The 15,314-nt window shown below is 54.2% G+C and carries 15 protein-coding genes; 9 read left to right on the top strand and 6 right to left on the bottom strand.

Annotation, left to right across the window (positions count from 1 at the left end; translation table 11 throughout):
* Window positions 1-92 precede the first annotated feature (92 nt).
* Entirely contained in the window at window positions 93-455 is a 363-nt protein-coding gene (locus tag ACMYSO_RS08495; protein ID WP_123756827.1) for a DUF2002 family protein, read from the top strand.
* Between the two features lie 78 nt (window positions 456-533).
* Here the strand turns inward: ACMYSO_RS08495 and alaE are convergent, their stop codons facing one another.
* Window positions 534-983: an L-alanine exporter AlaE gene (gene alaE, locus ACMYSO_RS08490; RefSeq protein ID WP_123756828.1), complete on the bottom strand. Its 450-nt coding sequence runs from the start codon at window positions 981-983 to the stop codon at window positions 534-536.
* Window positions 984-1,698: 715 nt separating this feature from the next.
* On the opposite strand from alaE, the gene stpA reads away from it, so the two are divergent.
* A complete protein-coding gene (gene stpA, locus ACMYSO_RS08485; RefSeq protein WP_434670107.1) occupies window positions 1,699-2,100 on the top strand; it encodes a DNA-binding protein StpA in 402 nt (133 codons plus the stop codon).
* Window positions 2,101-2,193: 93 nt separating this feature from the next.
* On the opposite strand, the gene ACMYSO_RS08480 is transcribed toward stpA, so the two are convergent.
* The 3 genes from ACMYSO_RS08480 to ACMYSO_RS08470 are packed head-to-tail and all read right to left on the bottom strand — an operon-like array spanning window position 2,194 to window position 3,256.
* On the bottom strand, window positions 2,194-2,373 hold the full coding sequence (locus ACMYSO_RS08480) for a hypothetical protein (protein ID WP_434583416.1): 180 nt from the start codon (window positions 2,371-2,373) through the stop codon (window positions 2,194-2,196).
* A gap of 46 nt (window positions 2,374-2,419) precedes the next feature.
* The gene (locus tag ACMYSO_RS08475) at window positions 2,420-2,947 is read right to left on the bottom strand and encodes a rhodanese family protein (protein WP_434583418.1); all 528 of its coding nucleotides are present in this window, start codon (window positions 2,945-2,947) and stop codon (window positions 2,420-2,422) included.
* 9 nt (window positions 2,948-2,956) lie between these two features.
* Entirely contained in the window at window positions 2,957-3,256 is a 300-nt protein-coding gene (locus tag ACMYSO_RS08470; RefSeq protein WP_434583420.1) for an ArsR/SmtB family transcription factor, read from the bottom strand.
* 171 nt (window positions 3,257-3,427) lie between these two features.
* On the opposite strand from ACMYSO_RS08470, the gene ACMYSO_RS08465 reads away from it, so the two are divergent.
* A complete protein-coding gene (locus tag ACMYSO_RS08465) occupies window positions 3,428-4,024 on the top strand; it encodes an undecaprenyl-diphosphatase (protein ID WP_434670106.1) in 597 nt (198 codons plus the stop codon).
* 31 nt (window positions 4,025-4,055) lie between these two features.
* Here the strand turns inward: ACMYSO_RS08465 and ACMYSO_RS08460 are convergent, their stop codons facing one another.
* Window positions 4,056-5,852, bottom strand: a complete 1,797-nt coding sequence (locus tag ACMYSO_RS08460) for a sigma-54-dependent Fis family transcriptional regulator (protein WP_434670105.1) — start codon at window positions 5,850-5,852, stop codon at window positions 4,056-4,058.
* A 250-nt stretch (window positions 5,853-6,102) separates the two neighbouring features.
* Here ACMYSO_RS08460 and exaC point away from each other — a divergent pair, with 250 nt between their 5' ends.
* The 6 genes from exaC (at window position 6,103) to ACMYSO_RS08430 (ending at window position 14,344) form a co-directional block, all read left to right on the top strand.
* Window positions 6,103-7,623: an acetaldehyde dehydrogenase ExaC gene (gene exaC / locus ACMYSO_RS08455; RefSeq protein ID WP_434670104.1), complete on the top strand. Its 1,521-nt coding sequence runs from the start codon at window positions 6,103-6,105 to the stop codon at window positions 7,621-7,623.
* Between the two features lie 741 nt (window positions 7,624-8,364).
* Window positions 8,365-8,961 (top strand): fimbrial protein, encoded by a 597-nt coding sequence (locus ACMYSO_RS08450; protein WP_434670103.1) that lies wholly within the window; start codon window positions 8,365-8,367, stop codon window positions 8,959-8,961.
* Window positions 8,962-9,062: 101 nt separating this feature from the next.
* The gene (locus ACMYSO_RS08445; RefSeq protein WP_434670102.1) at window positions 9,063-9,731 is read left to right on the top strand and encodes a fimbrial biogenesis chaperone; all 669 of its coding nucleotides are present in this window, start codon (window positions 9,063-9,065) and stop codon (window positions 9,729-9,731) included.
* 122 nt (window positions 9,732-9,853) lie between these two features.
* On the top strand, window positions 9,854-12,301 hold the full coding sequence (locus ACMYSO_RS08440; RefSeq protein WP_434670774.1) for a fimbria/pilus outer membrane usher protein: 2,448 nt from the start codon (window positions 9,854-9,856) through the stop codon (window positions 12,299-12,301).
* Between the two features lie 17 nt (window positions 12,302-12,318).
* Complete coding sequence (locus tag ACMYSO_RS08435) at window positions 12,319-13,422, top strand: fimbrial protein (protein ID WP_434670101.1); 1,104 nt, start codon at window positions 12,319-12,321, stop codon at window positions 13,420-13,422.
* Between the two features lie 160 nt (window positions 13,423-13,582).
* Window positions 13,583-14,344 (top strand): transporter substrate-binding domain-containing protein, encoded by a 762-nt coding sequence (locus tag ACMYSO_RS08430; protein WP_434670100.1) that lies wholly within the window; start codon window positions 13,583-13,585, stop codon window positions 14,342-14,344.
* 36 nt (window positions 14,345-14,380) lie between these two features.
* Here the strand turns inward: ACMYSO_RS08430 and ACMYSO_RS08425 are convergent, their stop codons facing one another.
* A complete protein-coding gene (locus tag ACMYSO_RS08425; protein ID WP_434670098.1) occupies window positions 14,381-15,283 on the bottom strand; it encodes a LysR family transcriptional regulator in 903 nt (300 codons plus the stop codon).
* Between the last annotated feature and the right edge of the window lie 31 nt (window positions 15,284-15,314).

Here is a 15,314-nt window from a genome sequence, read left to right as displayed (position 1 = left end):
GATAGTGTTCGGTTTCTGGAATTTTCCGAAAGCGTTATCAATGCTGAATAAGGTAAGGTTCAATGTGCGGTAAAAGATAATGAGGAATGAGTATGTATTTAAGACCCGATGAGGTGGCGCGCGTTCTTGAAAAGGCCGGCTTCACCATGGATGCGGTAACCCAAAAAGCGTATGGCTATCGCCGCGGTGATAATTATGTCTATGTGAACCGCGAAGCGCGCATGGGACGCACGGCTTTAATTATTCACCCTGCGTTAAAAGAACGCAGTAATTCGCTGGCGGAGCCCGCGTCGGATATCAAAACCTGCGATCATTATGAGCAGTTCCCGCTGTATTTGGCCGGGGAAGTGCAGCAGCATTATGGTATTCCACACGGGTTCAGTTCGCGAATGGCGCTTGAGCGCTTTATCAGTGGATTATTTGGCGAAGTGACGCCGAGCCTGTCTCACAGCTAAGCACAGAGCAGCAGGGGTGGGGATGTATCCGGGAAGCGACTGACAAGGGTCAGTCGCTGAGTCGTTGAACTGAAAGGATCAGGCCTTAATCTGTTGGTACGCGCTGACGCGAAACAGGCGGCGGCAGTAATCGAGAAAGTAGCCGTAAACCGCCCCCATCATCATCGATACCGCAATGTTTGAACTCACTGCTGCCGCAATCTGGTGCCAGTCCGCACCGACCGCAAATAAAATCGCGACATATACCGGCGACTGAAAGGTCACATACGCCACGACATCGGCAATATTCTTCATCCAGCCAGAAGGGCTGATATGGCGTGCCAGGCGCATTGCGCGATCACGATAAAAGCCATAAGGCACCGCAATAATAATGTTCACCGGAATGGCGACCAGTCGTGAGGAAAGCGACTGTTCAAAGGTCATTCCAGAGAGGAAAATTTCGATCATCATGTTTACAACGGTGCAGTACACCACCATCGCAAAGGTGTCTGCTACCGCATGACGCAAGCGGGACTGCGCAGAGAACATCGGGGTGCTCCTCGAAAATGAAGTCTGTTACGCCACAAAACGTGCTCATTTACAGCGTTTTGGGTTGTATCGTTTTGTGTGCGTAGATTATCTCTCTACATTAAAACTGGCAACTAGCTATAAATTTTTATTTAATGGCGTTTTGTCGATAAAATACTCTGTATGAGTTCCTTTTGTGAGCGTTGCGCTACTTTTGTCCTGGGTTTGTATTTTTTTTATTAATATCAAATGGTTGATTTTATGTTGGTGGAGGAGGGACGGGAGATACGAGGAGATGAACAGCCCGGATTGTGCCTGATGTCACGTTTCAGTGTGATGAGTGTCACTTTTGGAGTAATTCTCTCATTAATACCGTCATTAATGGCATGGTGTTCTATTTGTTAATTGTGGTTTTCATTCCAATTGAAAGCATACTTATGCACTATTAGCCTGGCGCGCTATCTCCCGGCCGTCGTCGTGATGCTGATAACCTGCTGAGCCTCCAGATAATATATCTACTGGTGCTATCAGTGTGTCTTTTTTATTCTATTCAGCCAGGCGGCAGCATCAGCTTTTTTTTAATTTGCCAATAATTCCTGCCGTTTAAAATTGAATTGAGAGAGAGATTTTGGGATGTATTTAATGGAAGGGATTAAAGGTGGTAATAAATAGCCTGATATATTAAAGTGTCACGGTAGTATTGTTTTATTTAAAATTTAGGATTGTTTGGTAATTTATGTCTTTAATGTTACAGAAATTGAATAATATCCGTTCGCTGCGGGCAATGTCGCGTGAATTCTCCATTGACGTGCTTGAAGAAATGCTGGAAAAACTCAGGATCGTCACTGAAGAAAAACGGGCAGAGCAGCAGGCTGCCAGCGAGCAACACGCTGAATACCAGGAAAAAGTACAGACCTGGCTGGAGCTGATGATCGCCGACGGTATTACCCCTGACGAGCTGGTCACACTGGATACCGCCCCCCAGCAAAGCAGTAAAAAACGTCAGCCGCGTCCGGAAAAATATCGTTTTACCGACGTCAATGGCGAACAGAAAACATGGACAGGCCAGGGGCGCATGCCGAAGCCGATTGCCAACGCCATCGCCGCAGGTGAAACCCTGGAAAGTTTTCTGATCTAATCGTTATGGCTAACGACGTTCGATCGGCGATAAACCCGGGTGGAATCAGATCGGATCAAATAGAAATAACGGTGGGTTGACCCACCGTTATTATTAACAAACGCCAAAATCACCGTCTTCGGTATAAGGCGAAACGTCAGCAGGCTTCAGCGTATATTGTTCGCCCTGCTCGTTACTGGCCTGTACGGCAACGATATGCTCTTCGCTGACGGCTACAATTTTCAGTTTCGGCCCGCCCATGCGTGGCTGTACCAGATCACCTACTGAATACATCGCTTTCTCCTCATCTGTCGTACAATATTGTTATTGTTGCTCAGGTTCACTGCGCACGCCGGTTCCATGGCATCACTGCCAGCAGACGCGCCATCCCGCAAAACCCGGTGAGGCCGGCCAGAGTCAGCCCGGCCCCGACGAACGCGCTGAGCAGGAAAAATCCGCTACTCACGCTATATCCTAGCACTACCCCCAGCAAAATGAGTCCGCCAGCGGCGATTTGCACCTGGCGCATCAGCGGCAGAGGCTGCGTTTTGTCTTCTTTGACCGGCAGACCTGCCGCTTTCCACGCCTGAATACCGCCGCTCATCAGCTTCACCTGGGCGGGGGCCGCGGCGGCGGCCAGCCGAATGGCGTTATTTTGTGTCCGCGAGCCCGCCTGACAATGGAAGATCACCGTGTCGTCTGCCGTGGTACGCAGCGTGGCGCCATTGTTGAGCGTGGCCAGCGGCACCAGTTCGGCATCAGGAATATGCTCGCGGGCATATTCATCGGCATCGCGAATATCGATTAATCTGGCGCCTTGTGCAATCTGTGCCCGGACGTCTTCGGGGGAAAGGGTAGCGATAGTCATGGCTGCTCCTTAAGGGCAATAGAGGGTCTTCAGCGTGGAGATAATTTGCTGAACCGCAGGATGAGTGATGAAGTAATGGATACGCTGTGCCTCGCGCTCGCAGCCGATGAGGCCTTCTTCACGCATGCGTGCCAGATGTTGAGAAGTGGCGGAAGGACTCAGGCCGGTGATGCGGGCCAGTTCGCCGGCGCTGGCCCGCGTCGTTTCGCATAGCATGCAGAGGATCAACAGCCGCTTGGGGTGGCTCATGGCTTTGAGCAGAGCGGCTGCCTCTCCGGCGGCTGACTGTAACTGATCGGGTGTCGTCATTTATTTTAGCTTTTTCTAAATTTAGGTAATTCTAAAATAAAGTCGCGCACTATGCCAGTGAGAGAGTGTGGTCACGAGACTATTGCGCAAAAAAGTTCGCTGATGGAGTTAAGCGTAACTTAAGAGAGAGTGGCGATAATGACAGTAATATGACCGTCATGGACTCTCACAATGAACGTACTGGAAACTGTTAATCAAAGCGTTTTTCTGGCATTGAATGCGCAGCCAGGGACATCGGAAACGCTGCTGAAGCTGGCAAGTCTGTGCGCCAGCGGCGTGATCGTTAGTGTTCCGGCTATTCTGCTTGGCCTCTGGTTCTTAGGCGGGCACCAGGGCCACCGGCAAGCCTTGTTTTGTACTTTGAGTATCCTGATAGCGCTGGTGCTGGGTTCGCTTTGTGGTTCACTGTGGTTCCACCCTCGGCCATTTATGATCCCTTTGGGTCATACCTGGATAAGCCATCCGGCGGATAATGGCTTCCCGAGCGATCATGGTCTGGTGATGTTCAGCATGGCTTTTGCGCTGCTCACCCTGGGCCAGCGCCGGATGGGCGTGTGTGTCTTGATCGCTTCGCTGTCCGTAGCCTGGGCCCGTATCTTCCTCGGAGTCCATTTCCCTCTGGATATGGTGGGTGCCGCGTTGGTTTCCGTCATGGCTATCGTGGTGACAAAAAGAGTCTGGCAGGCCTGTGGGCCCGCCATGGTGAGGATAGGTGAAGCCGTCAGTAAGCGGATCTTTTCCTGGCTTCCGGCGTGCTTTACTCCGTAATCGCGCGACGCGATACGTTGCCCCTTGCAGGTTAAGTTTGTCCGCGGCGTGCCGCGCGACGATAAAGCGTGCTACGGGCAACCCCCAGCGCCTGCGCGGCTTTACTGACGTTACCGTTGAAGGTGTTCAGCGTCTGAGCAATCAACTGGGCATCGTGCTGCTGTAACCCACGTGATGGTAGCGTCGGCGGCGTCTGGTATTCGGTGGGCAGATCGTCCACCGTCAGCTCATCCCCCTCGTCAGCCAGCGCCAGTAGCACCTTCATCAGGCTCTGCAACTGGCGGACGTTGCCCGGCCAGGGGAGGCTTGCCAGATGCGTCAGCAGCCCAGGCGAGAGCTGAACATGGCGCGCGGTGGCGCCGAGGTCGTGCCAGAGCTGCTGAATAAAGGCCGGCAGCGTCGTCCATTCGCGCAAAGGGGGAATGGTGAGGGCAAATTCGCGCAGGCGATACAGCAGGTCCTCGCGGAAGCTCCCCTCGGTTACGTGTTGCGCCAGGTTGCGGTGGGTGGCGCAAATCACCGCAAAGCTGACCGCCGCGCTACGGCTGGCACCGAGCGGAGTCACCTCTTTTTCTTGCAACACCCGCAGCAGGCGCGTCTGGAGCAGCATCGGCATATCGCCAATTTCATCAAGGAACAGCACCCCGCCGTCGGCCTCGCGGATTTTACCGATATAGCCGTTTTTACTGGCCCCGGTAAAGGCTCCCGGCTGGTAGCCAAACAGCTCGGATTCAATCAGCGATTCGGGAATGGCAGCGCAGTTGATGGCGACGAATTTGCCGTTTCGCCAGCGACTGTGCTGGTGCAGCGCCCGGCTGACGAACTCTTTCCCGCATCCTGTTTCCCCTTCAATGCAGAGCGCAATGCCGGCATTCAGCAGACGTAACAGTTTTTCCCCTTCCTGCGGGCTGGTGAAGGGCAGATGGAGAGGTTTGGGCTCAGGTGCCGGAGTCGGGGCCACCACCGCCACGCTGCTGCGGGCCGGGGCGCGTAAACGATAATAGCAGGTGTGCTGCTGTAGGGTGACCGGCAGTGGGATACTCACGGCGGTTTGCGTCAGCTGCGGGAACAGCTGCTGGAAGGTGACCTGGCCGAACTGCTCGGGATCGAGACCCAAATCGCGCATCGCCAGGCGGTTGCCGGCGGTCAGCACGTTATCGGAAAAGACCAGCAGCAGCTCTTCGACACTGTCGAGCTTATGGGGATCCGCATGCAGGCTCATCAGCCATTGCTGAGGGTGCAGGCTCTGTTTGACCCACAGGTACTCAATCTGTTTGGCCGCTGCTTTCACCCACGCCAGGGTATGAGGATGAGGCACCTGCGCCGGGCCGGAAATATCCAGCACTCCGGCTATTTTTCCGTCAGGGCTTTGCACTGGCATGGCGGCGCAATAGAGGTCCTGGTTGCTGGTGAGAAAGTGCTGGCGACCCTCAATTTCACAGCTATCGTCGATGGCCAGCGCGGTGCCGATAGCATTGGTCCCGCGACCGCTTTCACTCCACAGGTTTCCCGGCGCGAGGGCGAAGCTCTGCGCTTTCTCCATGGCGTGCAGGTTGCCGAAGGTTTGCAGCACCAGGCCGCTGGCGTCAGAGAGGATCACCACCGACTGCAGGTCAGCCACTTTACGCGACAGCGTGTTCACCACCGGCTGTGTGAGCTGCTGTAGCCGGGTATGGCTGGCCAGCACATCCGCCAGTTCGTTGGAGCGCAGGCGCGGAAAATCATCCGTCGTCGGTTCCAGACCATACTGCTGGCTACGAAACCAGGAATCGCTGAGCAACGGGTTGGTTTTCGCCTCGGGGTCGAGGGTAAACGAATTGCCTTGCACGGAGCACCTCATGGCCGCTTAAGTGATGTTGCAATATTGTAGCTTTATGGTTTCTCGTGTGTTGCGATTTGCGACACAGAAGCAAACATCAGTGCGACACCCGCAGAAGAAATTTATGTAACTATATGAATAAAATAATTATTTTATCGCTATAAAACTCTGGCATAACCCCTGCATTACTCCTCATGCAGCAGGCAACAGCACAAAACCAATACGCCGCTGCGCCTCAACCCTACAGAAGGAGATTGCAATGCGTTATGCACATCCTGGCAAGCCGGGCGCCTTAGTGTCATTTAAGTCCGCTTACGGTAACTATATAAACGGCAAATTTGTCGAGCCGATCGGTGGCGAATTCTTTATGAATACCTCGCCGGTGGACGGGAGCGACATTGCACAATTCCCCCGCTCGGATGCCAAAGATATCGACTTTGCGCTCGATGCTGCGCACCGTGCTGCAGAAGCCTGGGGTAAAACATCGGTCCAGCAGCGTTCAAATCTGCTGCTGCAGGTAGCTGACCGCATCCAGGAAAACCTCGAGTATCTGGCGATTGCCGAGAGCTGGGACAACGGTAAACCGGTGCGTGAAACGCTCAATGCCGATTTACCGCTGGCGGTCGACCATTTCCGCTATTTTGCTGGCTGCCTGCGCGCGCAGGAGGGGAGCACCGCGGAGATCGATGAAACGACCGTGGCCTACCATTTCCATGAGCCACTGGGGGTGGTCGGGCAAATTATTCCGTGGAACTTCCCGTTGCTGATGGCGGCATGGAAGCTGGCGCCGGCGCTGGCGGCCGGTAACTGCGTGGTACTCAAGCCGGCAGAGCAAACGCCGCTGAGCATCACTCTGCTGATGGAGCTGATTGGCGATATCTTCCCTGCGGGTGTGGTGAACGTAGTGCAGGGCTTCGGTAAAGAAGCCGGTGAAGCGCTGGCGACCAGCAAGCGCATTGCCAAAATTGCCTTTACCGGCTCCACTCCGGTCGGACGGCATATTATGGCCTGCGCAGCGGAGAATATTATTCCATGCACCGTTGAGCTGGGCGGCAAGTCACCGAATATCTATTTCGCCGACGTGATGGACGGCGAAGAAGAGTTTATTGAGAAGGCAGTGGAAGGGCTGGTTCTGGGCTTCTTCAACCAGGGAGAAGTCTGTACCTGTCCGTCGCGGGCGCTGATCCATGAATCGATTTATGAGCCGTTCATGGAGCGGGTGATGGCCAAAGTGGCGCAGATCCGTCGCGGCGACCCCTTTGACACCGATACGATGATCGGCGCGCAGGCGTCACGTCAGCAGTTCGATAAGATCCTGTCGTACATCAAGATTGCCCGTGAAGAAGGTGGTCAGATCCTGACCGGTGGCGAGCGTGCTAGCATTGCCGCCGAGTTGGACAATGGCTACTACATTCAGCCAACCCTGATTAAGGGGCGCAATGAAATGCGCAGTTTCCAGGAAGAAATTTTTGGCCCGGTGATTGGCGTGACCACCTTTAAAGATGAAGCGGAAGCGCTGGCCATCGCTAACCAGACCCAGTTTGGTTTGGGCGCTGGCGTCTGGACCCGGGACACCAATCTGGCCTACCGAATGGGCCGTGGGATCAAGGCCGGTCGCGTCTGGACCAACTGCTATCACGTTTATCCGGCCCATGCGGCGTTTGGCGGGTACAAGCAGTCAGGGGTTGGCCGCGAAACTCACAAAATGGCGCTTGAAGCCTACCAGCAGACCAAAAACCTGCTGGTGAGCTACGGTACTGCGCCGTTAGGACTGTTTTAATTGCGTATTTAATCGCGCATTTAACTGCGAAATGTTCGACACAACCCGTCACTGGCGTTTGCCGTGGCGGGTTTTTTTATGGAAAAACGGGGTTTTTTTTTATTTCACGCGGATTCATAATTAAGCGCGCAGAAATAATATCAATGCTAATTAATGAGATTTATTCAGCTTAAGCTTTCATATGAAATATGAGGCTGCAGGATAGTTATAACAGGTATTTATTAGTGCAATCATGATTGCCTATGTGACAAATATAACAGGGTGACTGTAACTAAGATTATTCTTAAAACAGCAGTTGTCCCTTGCGGCTTCACAGAAATAACGCAGCAAAACAGGGCCTCTTTTTGTTGATGTTGTTAACTGACGCGGCAAGTTGTTGCATTGCCCTGTTGTGCTGTTGGGTTTTTTGGGTTCTAAAATTAACAATTCTGGTGAGCTATAGGATTTTTATTTCATTGGTAAAATAAAACATCATTTCATTAACATAACAAGATATTGCGTTTTATTTATCGCAAGAATAGTATTTCTATTAATATTAAATGCCTTGTTTTATTTTTCCTGTTTGTGTTTTATTTCGCCATCCTGGTGCAATAAATTGAACGGGACGTATTGTCGAGCATTTAATATCCTGCTGATGGAACGCGCATATTCTTAACATGGAGAAACGGAAAGCAGAGGTGCTCAAACATACTGTTTCTGAGCGTTATCTGTCATAAAGATCTGTTAGCAATGAGATAAAAAATGAAAACCAAGTTTTGTATTATGGCAACGATGGTTGGTGCTCTGGTATCCGGCGTTGTAATGGCAAGTCCCGCACAACCTGCACGTTCCGCAGTGACCGTAAACCCGGGCTCTAACAGCGGCACGCAGGGTACGGGTGGTCAGGTCGAATTCACCGGCTCCATTACCGACACCTCCTGTGACATCGAGAGCACCAGCGCCAATCAGGTCGTCGACCTGGGAAAATGGGCGAGCAGCTTCTTTGCTGGCGCAGGCTCTGAAACCACCAAAACCGCCTTCCATATTAAAGTCAAAGATTGCCCGACCTCGGTCACCAAGGTATCGGTACTGTTCGATGGCACCCGGGATACCAACAACAGCGACCTGCTGGCGGTGAACGGCGGCGCACAGGGTGTGGCGATCAAACTGTACGAAGATGATAAATCCACGCCGATTAACCTTGGCACCGTCTCTCGCGACCAGACCGTGGTAGCCGGGGCCAGCGGCGTCAGCACCGGTACGGCCGATTTGGAATTCTTCGCCGATTATATCTCCACCAGTGCGGTGACTGCCGGTGCGGCAAACGGAACCGCTAACTTCAATATGGTGTACAACTAAGAAATCAATGAGCAGGAATACCTGCTCATTTTCTTTTTTGTATTTTGGATGTTTGTTGTGTTTTGCGGTTGTATTTAAACCGTTATTTGATGATTGTGACGATGAAATATACTCTGGCTGGCATCACTGCTGCTTTTATTCTGTTGATATCCACCACGGCTCAGGCCGGTATTGTGATGGGGGGGACGCGGGTTATTTATCCAGAAGGAAAGCGTGAGGCCTCACTGTCCGTGACGAATGCCGATACCCATTCACCTTATCTGGTGCAGTCGTGGGTGGAAAACTATGCAGCAAAAGATACCAGCCCGGTGCCTTTTATTGTGACGCCGCCGTTATTTCGCCTCGACCCTGAACAAGAAAACGTATTGCGAATTAATTTCATTGGCAAAACGCTGCCCCACGATCGTGAATCGGTGTTTTGGTTAAATGTGAAAAGTATTTCCCCGACGCAGCAAGGTGACGCCAATAAATTACAGGTCAATATTAAGTCGAAATTTAAGATTTTCTATCGGCCGAATGGCCTGACGGGCGATCCGACAAAAGCCTGGCAGTCTTTGATTTTTAAAGTGATCGGAAACCGGCTGGTGGCGCAGAACCCGACACCATATTTTGTCTCCTTTTTTACGATTTCGGTGGGCGGAAAAGAGATCGAAGAACCGGGAATGATTGCCCCGTTAGCCAGCAGAACGTGGCCGGTGAGCGGTTCCGGAGCAGTGAAATGGCGCGCCATTAATGATTTTGGCGGGATTACGGATTACGCACAGCAGTAATTATTGCGCTTAGCATCGCCAGGTCAGCTATTGTGAAAAAAAGATCCCCTGTTACCGTTCACGGCGATGCTGTGACGGCGTCCCCTAATGGGGATGCCCGGCTATTCGCCAGCGTTCCGCCCCTGCTGTGTTTGTTGTGCCACAGCGCAGCGGTATGGGCCGATGATTATTTCGACCCCGCAGCCCTCGAATTTGCTAATCCGCAGCAAAAAATGGCGGACTTACACTATTTCGCCAAATCTGGCGGGCAGCAGCCCGGCGCCTACCCGGTGAGCATCTGGGTCAACAATCAGGAAATCGGCCAGGGAACGGTCACCTTTGTTGAAGACCACGGGGCATTACAACCGGTATTGACCCCGGCGCAGCTGGCAGATTTTGGGGTGAATGTCAGCGCTTTCTCATCCTTTAACACTTTGCATGATGGTGAGACCTTCACCCGGATTGAACACTACATTCCGAATGCCAGCAGCCAGTTTGATTTTGCCACCCAGCGGTTGAATTTAAGCATTCCGCAGGCGGCGATGAACACCCAGAGCCGCGGCTATGTCGACCCGTCACGTTGGGATGAGGGCGTGCCGGCCGCGTTCGTTAACTATAACCTGACCGGGGCGCAGACCCGACAGTCTGAAGAACAAAGCCGCTCCAGCTATCTGAATTTACGCAGCGGGGCTAATTTTGGCGCCTGGCGGCTGCGCAATATCTCTTCGATGCAGTATGACCAGCATTATCGTTGGCATTCGCAAAGTACCTATGTACAACGCGATGTAGCCCCCCTTAAGAGCCTGCTGCGCATTGGCGATACCTTCACGACCGGCGAAGTTTTCGATAGCGTGCCGTTTCGTGGCGTGCAGTTGATGTCCGATGACGAAATGCTACCGGACAGTCAGCGCGGCTTTGCGCCGGTGATCCGCGGCATGGCGCACAGTAATGCCAAAGTGACGGTGCTGCAGCATGGTTACGTGATCTACGAAACCTTCGTCTCGCCGGGGGCCTTTGCGATTAAAGACCTCTATCCGACGGCACAAAGCGGCGACCTTGAAGTGCAGGTGAAAGAGAGCGACGGTTCGGTGCGCTCGTTCACCCAACCCTATTCCGCGGTGCCGTTTATGCTGCGCGAAGGGCGGGCTAAATTCAGCCTTAGCGGCGGGCGCTATCACTCTGACCAGAACGACGTCCGCTCGCCGGAGTTTATTCAGGGCACGTTGTTCTATGGGCTGCCCGCGTCGGTCACCCTGTACGGCGGCACGCAGCTGGCGCAGGATTATCAGGCCTGGGCGATGGGCATCGGGCGCGGCTTTGGCGAGCTGGGATCGCTCGGCGGTGACCTGACCTGGGCCAACACCGCCACCCCGTCGGATAAACATTTTACCGGCCATTCGTTCCGCGTGCAGTACCAGAAGGATTTTGCCCGGACCGGAACCTCATTCAGCCTCGCTAGCTATCGTTACTCTTCGAGCGGCTATTACGACTTCAGCGAAGCGAATGCCCTCGAAAGCCAGAGCCAGATGGTCGATAACAAACGCAGCCGGGAAGAGCTCTCGATTGCCCAGTCCTTTGGTACCGCCAGCAGTCTGGCGTTGTCCGCCTATTCGCAGGATTACTGGCACAGCAACAGCCGCGATGAAACGATACATCTCGGTTTCTATAGCGCCTGGAAAGGCATCTCCTGGGGCGTCGGCTACTACTACACCCAATCTTCCGACCGGGAGCGCGCGGACCGCTCCTGGTCATTGAATCTCAATATTCCGCTCAGCGGCTGGCTGGCGGAAAGCTCGGTGAGTTACAGCACCACCTCCGACAACAATGGCCACTCCTCACAGCAGGTCTCGATGTACGGCGTAATGCCGCACAGTTCGAACCTCTATTACTCGGTGCAGCAAGGCTACGCCAACGCCGGGCAGGGGAGTAACAGCAGCGCCGCGCTGGATTACCACGGCGGCTACGGCAGCGCCCAGCTGGGCTATCGCCATGACAGTGAGAGCAATCAGCTGACCTGGGGGGCTTCCGGTTCCATCGTGGCTCACCCCCATGGCGTGACGTTGGGGCAACCCGTCGGCGACAGCTTTGCCATCGTGCGGGCGCCTGGCGCTGCGGATGTGGCGATTCAGAACGGCAGTAATGTTCATACCGACGCTCGGGGTTATGCGGTCGTGCCGACGTTAACGGTCTATCGCAAAAACACCATCACCCTGGATACCGAATCGATGACCAACGATACCGATGTCGATCTGCAGGGACAGACGGTGATCCCCGGCGGTGGCGCGGTGGTGATGGCGAACTACCAGACCCACATTGGCAATCGCGTGCTGTTCACCCTGCGCAATCATGACGGGGCGATTCCGTTTGGCGCCAGCGTCCAGCTGCGCCAGGAGCAGGACGACACGGGCGCGGCGCCGCAGGGGATGGTCGCCGATAGCGGCCAGGTGTACCTCAGCGGTATCCCGGATGAAGGCACGCTTGAGGCGAGCTGGACCCAGGACAACCTCGCGCGGAAATGCACCCTGCATTTCCATCTTTCCAGTGAGCAACAGCAGAATAGCGTAAAAACCTTCAGCGGTTTTTGCCAGTGAGTTGAGGAGTAGCAGCCATGCATCGCGGCCTTCGAATAATGCAGTTGGTGTTCCTGCTGATGGCGGGGATTTACAGCCACTATGGCTGGAGTGAGAGCTGCAGCGGCAGCGTCGGGCAGATGACCATTAACGTGCCGAATATTCGCTATCTGCCCACGTTGCCCGACAACACGCAGATGACCAACGCCATGGCCGATAACGGTAGCGGCATTCATTTTGTCTGCGATCTGCAACTGCCCACCGCGGTCTGGAAACAGATTGTCTATCGGCAAAACAGCACCGGGACGCCGCTGGTGATTAACGGCCAGCATGTCTATCCCACGGCGCTTAGTGGTATCGGGTATTCGTTGGGATTTCAGTGCAGCGGTGGACCGGTGCGCTACATTGATGGCAGCCATGCGCCTGCCGGCAGCGAGTCCATGACCGTATGCGATAGTTCGCAATTGTCGGCGTTGCTGAACCAGCGAGAAACCGTGGTCAAAGCCTATATTACCTTTTACAAAACCGGCGACGTGGCGCTGGTGAGCGGCAACCATGCCAGCGTCCCGGCGCAGCCGCAGGTCGGTAATTTAACCATCGAGAAGCAGGATGTCAGCGGCGGGAGCCACACCGCCAGCGCGCCGGTGAGTATCGACCTTGGCGCGCTCAACGTTGACATTGGCTCCAGCGGCAGCTGCCAGGTGACCCGCCCGACCATCAACGTGAATCTGGGGACCGTGAATAAAGCGGAGTTCAAAGGCCAGACCACCACCGCTGGGACGGCGCAGACCTTCAGTATTCCGGTCTATTGCACCACCCCGACCGATATCCGGATTGGCTTTTTTGGCGTCACCGCCGACCCCAGTCTCAGCGATACCCTGGCGCTGGCAAACGTTGACGGGGCCGCCAGCGGTGTCGGCATCAAGCTGAGCTACGGCAATAATCCGGCACCGGCGCCCTCCACCGGGACTGCGGTAAAAATCAATGAATCCAGTAACCTGCCGGTGCTAAAGCATATGCCTGCCAGCAATGCCGCCGGCGCGGAGAACATCAATTACACTGCCCAGTACGTGCAAACCAGCACTGTGGTGACTCCCGGACGGGCGAACGGCCAGGTCACTTTCGCAATCGAGTATAACTAATCTGACGCGCCGTGCAGGGACGGCGCTTCTTGGTTGTACGTCACAAAAATAAAACATAACATTAACAAATGATCGGGTTGCCTCTCGGCAATCAAGCCATAAAACGCGGTGTAATAACGCGGAAAAGTACCCTAACGAACGCATTGAAAAGGATGATGGTATGAACCTGAAGGTCTGTCTTGCCTGTGTGCTGGTGAGCGTTGCCGGTAGCAGCCAGGCGCGCGATATGTCGACGATCCAACACAGCGGCGAGCTGAAAGTTGGTGTACCGGGAGATTACGCCCCGCTGGCATTTCATAACGAAGCGGGTGAGCTGCGCGGATACGACGTCGATATGGCGAAGGATCTCGGTCAGAAACTGGGGCTAAAGGTCACCTTTGTGCTGACCAGCTGGCCAACGCTCTCCAGTGACCTGAAAGCCGATAAATTTGATATTGCGATGGGCGGCGTGACCGAGACCCCGGAGCGGGCGAAGGATTTTGCGCTTAGTCATCCGGTGGTGGCGAACGGCAAAATTGCGCTGGCAAACTGTACCGCGGCTCCGGCGCTCGGCAGCCTGGAGAAGATAGACCAGCCGACGGTCAAAGTGATTGTAAATCCGGGCGGCACCAACCAGAGCTATGTCGATGCGCATATCAAACACGCGCAGATCATCAGAGTCAAAAATAACGTCGATAACCTGGAGGCGCTGCGCCAGAAAACCGCCGATATGATGGTCACCGACCTGATTGAAGGGTTTTATTACCAGAGTAAAGAGCCCGGCGTCTTTTGTGTTGCCACCGATAAGCCGTTCCCGGGTACCGCCAGCTTTAAAGTCTATATGATGAATAAAGATAATCAGCCGCTGCTGGAAAAGGTCAATCAATGGCTGGACCGCCAGGATAAAAATATCCTCAAGCAAAAATGGAAGATCCACGAGTAGCGCTCAGCGCTGCACGCCTTGCCTGAGGGCCGGGCGCTAACGTTTCCGCGCTTTGATCTCGGCGCGGACGTTGTCGCGTATCGCGCGAATTAAGGTCTCTTTGCTGCGGCCGCGGCGAAAAATCAGCGAGAAAGGTGCCTGGTAGCCGTACTCCGTCGGCAGCAGGGCGCGCAGCCGTTGCGAGTGTACCCACGGCAAGGCGTAGTGCTCCGGCAAATAGCCGACGTATTTCCCGGACAGAATCAGCATCAGCTGGGCTTCCATGCTTTCCGCACTCGCGACGCTCTGTTTAAAGCCTTTACGCCCCAAATCGCTGCTGCTCCAGTAGCTGCGGGTCACCATCCGCATCTGTGAAATTAACGCCTCGGTTGGATGTTTCACCGTAAATAGCGGGTGGTTGTCGGCGCAGTAGAGCCAGTTTTGCTCGCGATAGAGCGGGTGCGAGACCACGCTGTTGGCCTGAATCGAGAAGGTGCCGATCGCTAGATCCAGCTCGTTATTCAACACTCCCTGCAGCAGGGCGTTTGGGCTTCTGACCTGCAGGTTGATATGCACCAGCGGGTAGCGCTCGCTGAAGCTGGCGATGATTTTGCTCATCGGCAGCATCGGGTCGGTTATCGTGGAATCGATCACCCCAAGATTAAAAATTCCGCTCTGGTCGCCGCGCAGCATGGCGGTGCTGCGCTCGAAATGCTCCATCGAATCAAGCAGCTCAATGCTTTGCTGCAGTATGGTCTCGCCTTTTTCGGTTAGCGAAAAACCACCTCTTCCCCGGCGACACAGGGTGATACCAAGCTTCTCTTCAAGCTCGCTCATATAGTTGCTGATGGCGGAGACCGTCAGATTAAGCTCTTGCTGCGCATTGGCGTAGCCTTGATATTTTGCCACCGTAATAAAAACCTGCAGCAGGCGCAGATTCGGAAATTTGCCAACTGACATAAGAGGATGCTCCGCTGTAAGCCCCGGGAAT

It is taken from the genome of Klebsiella sp. B345, assembly GCF_051131735.1.
Lineage (GTDB): Bacteria > Pseudomonadota > Gammaproteobacteria > Enterobacterales > Enterobacteriaceae > Klebsiella.
This window is presented reverse-complemented; position numbering and strand designations above follow the sequence as displayed.

Coding starts and splice junctions, on each gene's coding strand:
- ACMYSO_RS08495 (WP_123756827.1), top strand. CDS start 93: ATGTATTTAAGACCCGATGAGGTGGCGCGCGTTCTTGAAAAGGCCGGC.
- alaE (WP_123756828.1), bottom strand. CDS start 983: ATGTTCTCTGCGCAGTCCCGCTTGCGTCATGCGGTAGCAGACACCTTT.
- stpA (WP_434670107.1), top strand. CDS start 1,699: ATGTCTTTAATGTTACAGAAATTGAATAATATCCGTTCGCTGCGGGCA.
- ACMYSO_RS08480 (WP_434583416.1), bottom strand. CDS start 2,373: ATGTATTCAGTAGGTGATCTGGTACAGCCACGCATGGGCGGGCCGAAA.
- ACMYSO_RS08475 (WP_434583418.1), bottom strand. CDS start 2,947: ATGACTATCGCTACCCTTTCCCCCGAAGACGTCCGGGCACAGATTGCA.
- ACMYSO_RS08470 (WP_434583420.1), bottom strand. CDS start 3,256: ATGACGACACCCGATCAGTTACAGTCAGCCGCCGGAGAGGCAGCCGCT.
- ACMYSO_RS08465 (WP_434670106.1), top strand. CDS start 3,428: ATGAACGTACTGGAAACTGTTAATCAAAGCGTTTTTCTGGCATTGAAT.
- exaC (WP_434670104.1), top strand. CDS start 6,103: ATGCGTTATGCACATCCTGGCAAGCCGGGCGCCTTAGTGTCATTTAAG.
- ACMYSO_RS08450 (WP_434670103.1), top strand. CDS start 8,365: ATGAAAACCAAGTTTTGTATTATGGCAACGATGGTTGGTGCTCTGGTA.
- ACMYSO_RS08445 (WP_434670102.1), top strand. CDS start 9,063: ATGAAATATACTCTGGCTGGCATCACTGCTGCTTTTATTCTGTTGATA.
- ACMYSO_RS08435 (WP_434670101.1), top strand. CDS start 12,319: ATGCATCGCGGCCTTCGAATAATGCAGTTGGTGTTCCTGCTGATGGCG.
- ACMYSO_RS08430 (WP_434670100.1), top strand. CDS start 13,583: ATGAACCTGAAGGTCTGTCTTGCCTGTGTGCTGGTGAGCGTTGCCGGT.
- ACMYSO_RS08425 (WP_434670098.1), bottom strand. CDS start 15,283: ATGTCAGTTGGCAAATTTCCGAATCTGCGCCTGCTGCAGGTTTTTATT.